The sequence below is a fragment of the Porphyrobacter sp. MBR-155 genome, assembly GCF_040547625.1.
Taxonomy (GTDB): domain Bacteria; phylum Pseudomonadota; class Alphaproteobacteria; order Sphingomonadales; family Sphingomonadaceae; genus Erythrobacter.
In genome coordinates, this window is sequence record NZ_JBEPQB010000001.1 from 340281 (window position 1) to 346763 (window position 6483).

At 61.8% G+C, this 6483-nt stretch carries 4 protein-coding genes and 1 pseudogene; all 5 read right to left on the reverse strand.

Features of this window, described 5'->3' with window-relative positions:
* Positions 1 to 48 precede the first annotated feature (48 nt).
* Positions 49 to 1455, reverse strand: coding sequence for a dihydrolipoyl dehydrogenase (lpdA, locus tag ABIE62_RS01725; RefSeq protein ID WP_354323006.1), 1407 nt, complete (start codon positions 1453 to 1455; stop codon positions 49 to 51).
* 105 nt (positions 1456 to 1560) lie between these two features.
* Entirely contained in the window at positions 1561 to 2832 is a 1272-nt protein-coding gene (odhB, locus tag ABIE62_RS01730; protein ID WP_354323007.1) for a 2-oxoglutarate dehydrogenase complex dihydrolipoyllysine-residue succinyltransferase, read from the reverse strand.
* A 20-nt stretch (positions 2833 to 2852) separates the two neighbouring features.
* Positions 2853 to 5666: a 2-oxoglutarate dehydrogenase E1 component gene (locus ABIE62_RS01735; RefSeq protein ID WP_354323009.1), complete on the reverse strand. Its 2814-nt coding sequence runs from the start codon at positions 5664 to 5666 to the stop codon at positions 2853 to 2855.
* 62 nt (positions 5667 to 5728) lie between these two features.
* Positions 5729 to 6025, reverse strand: a complete 297-nt coding sequence (locus ABIE62_RS01740) for a GIY-YIG nuclease family protein (protein WP_354323011.1) — start codon at positions 6023 to 6025, stop codon at positions 5729 to 5731.
* A 108-nt stretch (positions 6026 to 6133) separates the two neighbouring features.
* Positions 6134 to 6483, reverse strand: a pseudogene (locus ABIE62_RS01745) (succinate--CoA ligase subunit alpha); the annotation flags it as partial.

The following is a 6483-nucleotide window of genomic DNA, read 5'->3' on the forward strand; positions in this document are numbered from 1 at the left end:
GCAGGGACTAGGCAAAACCGCAGGAGGGAGCAAACCCCATCTGGCAAATCACATATGGATCGGCTTGCCCGTCACTGCCATCGCTGCTTCCTTCAACGCTTCGGCGTGGGTGGGGTGGGCGTGGCAGGTGTAGGCGATGTCCTCGGATGTCGCGCCGAATTCCATCGCGATGGCGGCCTCGGCGATCATCGTGCCTGCAAGGCTGGCGATGATCCACACGCCCAGCACGCGGTCGGTTTCGGCGTCCGCGATCACCTTCACAAAGCCATCAGTATCGCGGTTGGCCTTGGCGCGGCTGTTGGCCATCATTGGGAACTTGCCGACCTTGACCGCAAGGCCGCGTTCCTTGGCCTCTTCCTCGGTGATGCCGACGCCTGCGATTTCAGGCGCGGTATAAACGACGCTGGGGATCACATCGTGGTTCACGATGCCGGTCAGGCCCGCGATGTTTTCAGCGACCGCGATGCCTTCATCCTCGGCCTTGTGCGCCAGCATCGGGCCGGGAACCACGTCACCGATCCCCCAGATATTGGGCACAGAGGTGCGGAAATCATGGTCGATTTCGATCTGCCCGCGCTTGTTGACGGCGAGGCCCGCCTTGTCGAGCGCGAGGCCATCAGTATTGGGGCGCCGCCCGATCGACACCAGCACATGGCTGGCGGTGATGGTCTGTTCATCGCCGCCCGCCGATTTTTCGATGGTGAGGCTGACTTTCTTACCAGCAACCTTCGCGCCGGTGACCTTGTGGCTGAGCATCATGTCGATGCCCTGCTTCTTGAAGATTTTCTGCGCTTCCTTGCGCACGTCACCGTCCATGCCGGGGAGCAGCTGGTCGAGGAATTCGACCACGGTGACTTTCGCGCCGAGCCTGCGCCATACCGAGCCGAGTTCAAGCCCGATCACGCCGCCGCCGATCACCACGAGGTGTTCGGGCACTTCGTCCAGATCAAGCGCGCCGGTGGAATCGACGATCCGCTTGGCCGCATTGTCGACCTCTACGCCAGAAAGCGGGGTGACGTTCGACCCGGTGGCGATCACGATGTCCTTGGCGGTGATTTTCTCGCCGCCGACATTGACTGTATGCGCGTCTTCAAACGCGGCGTGGCCTTTCAGCCATGTGACCTTGTTCTTCTTGAACAGGAATTCGATTCCCCCCGTCAACTCGCCCACGGCCTTGGTCTTTTCGGCCATCATTTTGGAGAGGTCGAGCTTTGGCGTGGCGGTGATGCCCCATGTGGCGAAGTGGCCGCCTGCGGCTTCCTCGAACAGTTCCGAACCGTGCAGCAGCGCCTTGGATGGAATGCACCCGACATTGAGGCAGGTGCCCCCCAGCGTCTCGCGGCTTTCAACACAGGCGGTCTTCAGCCCGAGCTGCGCCGCACGGATCGCAGCGACATAGCCGCCGGGGCCGGCACCGATGATGAGGACGTCGTAATCGTAATTGTGGTCAGCCATTTTTTTCTCCGTCATCCCAGCAACAGCTGGGATCTCAGGCTGCGGGGGTCAAGCTTGCCGCTCTAGGCCCCAGCTTTCGCTGGGGTGACGATGCGATTTACACGCTCACAAATCAATCAGCATCCGCGTCGGATCCTCGATCGCTTCCTTGATGATCTTGAGCGCGGTTACCGCCTCGCGCCCGTCGATCAGGCGGTGGTCATAGGACAGCGCCAGATACATCATCGGGCGGATCACGATCTGACCATTGCGCACGACCGGGCGATCTTCAATGCGGTGGAGGCCCAGCACCGCGCTCTGCGGCGGGTTGATGATCGGGGTCGACATCAGGCTGCCGAACACGCCGCCGTTGCTGATGGTGAAGGTGCCGCCGCTCATGTCGTCCATCGTCAGCGTGCCAGCCTTCGCGCGCGCGCCGAAATCGGCAATGTCCTGTTCGATCCGGGCAAAGCCCTTCTTGTCGGCATCGCGGATTACGGGAACGACCAGCCCATTGGGCGCCGATACCGCAACCGAGATATCGACATAGTCGTGATAGACGATTTCATCGCCCTCGATATAGGCATTGGCGCTCGGCACGTCTTTCAGCGCAAGGCAGGCAGCCTTGGCGAAAAAGCCCATGAAGCCGAGGCGAATGTCGTGCTTTTTCGCGAACAAGTCCTTGTACTTCTCACGCGCTTCCATGACCGCGCTCATGTCGCAATCGTTGAAGGTGGTGAGCAGCGCGGCCTGTTCCTGCGCGCCCTTCAACCGCTTGGCGATGGTCTGGCGCATCCGGGTCATCTTGACCCGTTCTTCGCCGCGCGCGCCGCCGGTTGGGGCGGGGGTTGCAGCCGGGGTCGGGGCGGGCGAGGGCGCGGGAGTGCCGCCCTTGGCCTTCGCCTCAGCCGCGGCGAGCACGTCTTCCTTGGTCAACCGGCCATCCTTGCCGCTGCCCTTGATGGTCGAGGGGTCAACCCCGTGTTCGAGCACAGCGCGGCGCACGGCTGGCGACAGGGTCTGCGCCGCGTTCAGCAGTTCTTCGGACGCTGCGGGCGCGGGCGCAGCCGTATCAGCCTTGGCCGCCGCCGGAGCGGGCGCGGGCGTATCAGTCTTGGCCGTCGCCGGGGCAGGCGTGGGTTTGGGGGCAGATGCCGTCGCGCCTTCGTCCACCACCGCGATCACCGCGCCAACTTCGACCGTGTCGCCCACCGCAACGCGGTGTTCGGACATGACGCCTGCGACGGGCGATGGCACGTCAACCGCGACCTTGTCGGTTTCGAGGCTGACGATGGGTTCATCGGCGGCGACTGCATCGCCGGGCTGCTTGAGCCATTCGGCAATCGTGCCTTCGGTGACGGATTCGCCAAGGGCGGGGACTGTGATTTCAGTGGCCATGTTTGTGGTTCCTTGCGGCCTTACTTAAGGTCTGATTGTGATAGACCGAGCGCGTCGGCAATCAATGCCTCCTGCTGGGCCTTGTGACGGCTGGCGAGCCCGGTGGCGGGCGAAGCGGACGGATTGCGCCCGGCATAGATCGGGCGTTTACCCGAATGCCCGGCGGCGGTCAGCGCATCTTCGATCTGGTTCTGGACAAAGAACCACGAACCATTGTTCTTGGGTTCTTCCTGACACCAGACTAAGTCTTTGAGGTTGGTCATCCGCTTCAGCCGCACCGCCAGCGGATCGCCGGGGAAGGGGTACAGCTGTTCGATCCGGATGATCGACACATCATCGATCCCCGCTGCATCGCGGGCTTCCAGCAGATCATAGGCGACCTTGCCCGAACACAGCACCACGCGCCGCACCTTGTCATCGGCAATCGTGGCGGAGTCCGACAGGATGCGCATGAAATGCGTTTCGCCGGTGAAATCGCCCTTCGCGCTTTTGGCCAGCGGGTGGCGCAGCAGCGACTTGGGGCTCATGATGATCAACGGCTTGCGGAACGAACGCAGCATCTGGCGGCGCAACACGTGGAAGTAATTGGCGGGCGTGGTGATGTTGCACACGCACAAATTGTCATCCGCGCATAATTGCAGGAACCGTTCGAGCCGCGCTGAGGAATGTTCCGGCCCTTGCCCTTCGTAGCCATGCGGCAACAGCATCACCAGACCATTGGCGCGCAGCCATTTGGATTCGCCGCTGGCGATGAACTGATCGATCATGATCTGCGCACCATTGGCAAAATCGCCAAACTGGCCTTCCCACAGCACCAGCGTTTTGGGATCGGCCAGCGCAAACCCGTATTCGAACCCGAGCACACCATATTCCGACAGGGTGGAATCGTGCACTTCGAACTTGCCGTGCGGCAGGGTGTTCAACGGAACATATTTGCGTTCGGTTTTCTGGTCGACCCACACCGCGTGGCGTTGGCTGAAGGTGCCGCGCCCCGAATCCTGCCCGGACAGGCGCACGCCGTAGCCTTCCATAACCAGACTGCCGAAAGCGAGTGCTTCTGCCGTGGCCCAGTCGAAACCGTCGCCATTGACGAACATTTCACGCTTGGCAGTGATGACGCGTTCCAATGTCCGGTGAATGCCAAGATCATCCGGCACTTCGGTCAGCACCCGGCCGAGCGACTCCAGCGTCTTTGGCTCGATCGCGGTTTCGACATTGCGCCGCGCGGTTTCCGGATCGGCGGGCTTGTTCAGCCCTGACCAACGCTGGGCAAACCAGTCAGCCTTGTTGGGTTTGTAGCTCTTGCCCGCTTCGAACTCATCTTCGAGCAGCGCGGTAAATTCACCCGCGATGCGCTCACGCGTGCCGGGTTCGACCACGCCTTCATCAACCAGCCGCTTTTCGTAGCTGACACTGACCTTGGGGTGCGCGCGGATCGCATCATACATCAACGGCTGGGTAAACTTGGGCTCGTCGCCTTCGTTGTGACCAAAGCGGCGGTAACACCACATGTCGATCACCACGTCGCGGTGGAAGGTCTGGCGATATTCCACCGCCAGTTTGCAGGCGAAGGTCACCGCTTCGGGATCGTCGCCGTTGACGTGCAGGATCGGTGCCATCACGCCCTTGGCCACGTCGCTGGGATAGGGCGAAGACCGCGCGAATTTGGGCGAAGTGGTGAAGCCGATCTGGTTGTTGATGATGAAGTGGATGCACCCGCCGGTATCATATCCCGGCACGCCCGAAAGCGAGATGCTTTCCCACACAACGCCTTGCCCCGCAAACGCCGCATCGCCGTGGATCAGCACCGGTAGCACCTGCTTGCCGTGGGCCAGATCATCACGGAAAACCTGGTGCGCGCGCACTTTGCCCAGCACCACGGGGTTGACCGCTTCAAGATGCGACGGGTTGGCGACCAGGCTCATGTGCACAGAGATCCCGTCAAACTCACGGTCGGTGCTGGAGCCAAGGTGGTATTTCACATCGCCCGAACCGCCGACATCATCGGGGTTGGCGCTGCCGCCCGAAAATTCGTGGAAGATCACGCGGTAAGGCTTGGCCATCACGTTGGCGAGCACGTTCAAGCGCCCGCGGTGGGCCATGCCGTAGACAATCTCGCGCACGCCCGCGCTGCCGCCATGCTTGATCACGGCTTCCAGCGCCGGGATCATCGATTCGCCGCCATCCAGCCCGAACCGCTTGGTGCCGACATATTTCTTGGCGAGGAATTCCTCGTATTGCTCCCCGCGCAGCACAGCGGCGAGGATCGCTTTCTTGCCTTGCGGGGTGAACTGGATCGTTTCGCCGGGGCTTTCGAACTTGTCCTGCAGGAACCGGCGTTCCTCGGTATCGGCGATATGCATGTATTCAAGGCCGACCTTGCCGCAATAGACTTCGCGCAGCCGCTGATGGAGCTGGCCCACCGTGGTCCATTCCATGCCGAGCACGCCGCCGACATAGACATCTTCGTTTTCCTTGCCCGCCAGCCCGTGCCATTCGAGCGTCAGGTCGGTTGGCCCTTCGCGATCCGACAGGCCCAGCGGATCGAGATCTGCCGCCATGTGCCCGCGCACCCGATACAGCCGCACCAACTGCATCGCCGCGATCGATAGCGCCGCGGCCTTTTCGACCGCCTTGGGATCGGCAGGCTTGCCCGCGTCCTTCGCGGATTTCGCCACCGCGATCCGCATCTCGGTCGGGTCCATCGCGGAGGTCAGATCGGATGCGCTATCGGCCAGCGTATCGAGCCACCCGCGCCGCTCCCACGAAGGGCCGGGCTGCGGGCCTTCCTGATCGGTAAAGGCGGGGATGAGGCTATCGTTTGGCTTGTTCATATTAGCACCTTGTGAGTCCCCGCGCAGGCGGGGACCTCCCTCGATTCAGAGCGACACATCGCTCATATAATGTGCGGAATGGTGTGCGACAGATCGTCCCACGCCGGATTGCGGGTTTCGATTCGCTTCACTTTCCATTCCCGGTTCCACTTCTTCATGCGCCGTTCGAAACGCTGCGCGTCGTTCAGATCATCAAACCATTCGAACCAGACAAGACGGTGGCAGTTGTATTTTTTCGTGAAGCTCGAAACTTTACCAAACCGGTGTTGTTCAATTCGCATTGCGAGGTCGATGGTTACTCCGATGTAGAGAACGCCGTCAGGCTTGTTGGTCAGGATGTAGACGAACCCGCCTTTCACTTACCTGTCTCGTTTCCCGTCTTGTGAGTCCCCGCGAAGGCGGGGATCTCATTCAGCATGGCACTCCCCCGACTGAGGCCCCCGCCTGCGCGGGGACTCACAATCTTTTCAAACCAGTTCTTTCAGCATCGTGGCCAGCGTGGTGCCGAGCTCGGATGGCGAGGGGCTGACGCGGATGCCTGCATCTTCCATCGCCGCGATCTTGTCTTCCGCGCCGCCCTGACCGCCGCTGACGATGGCGCCAGCGTGGCCCATGCGGCGGCCCGGAGGGGCGGTGAGGCCGGCGATGAAGCCGACCATCGGCTTGGCGCGGCCCTTCGCACGCTCGGCCTTGATGAAGGCGGCGGCTTCTTCTTCGGCACTGCCGCCGATTTCGCCGATCATGATGATGCTTTGCGTCTCCGGATCGTCAAGGAACAGGTCGAGCATGTCGATAAAATTGGTGCCGTTGACCGGAT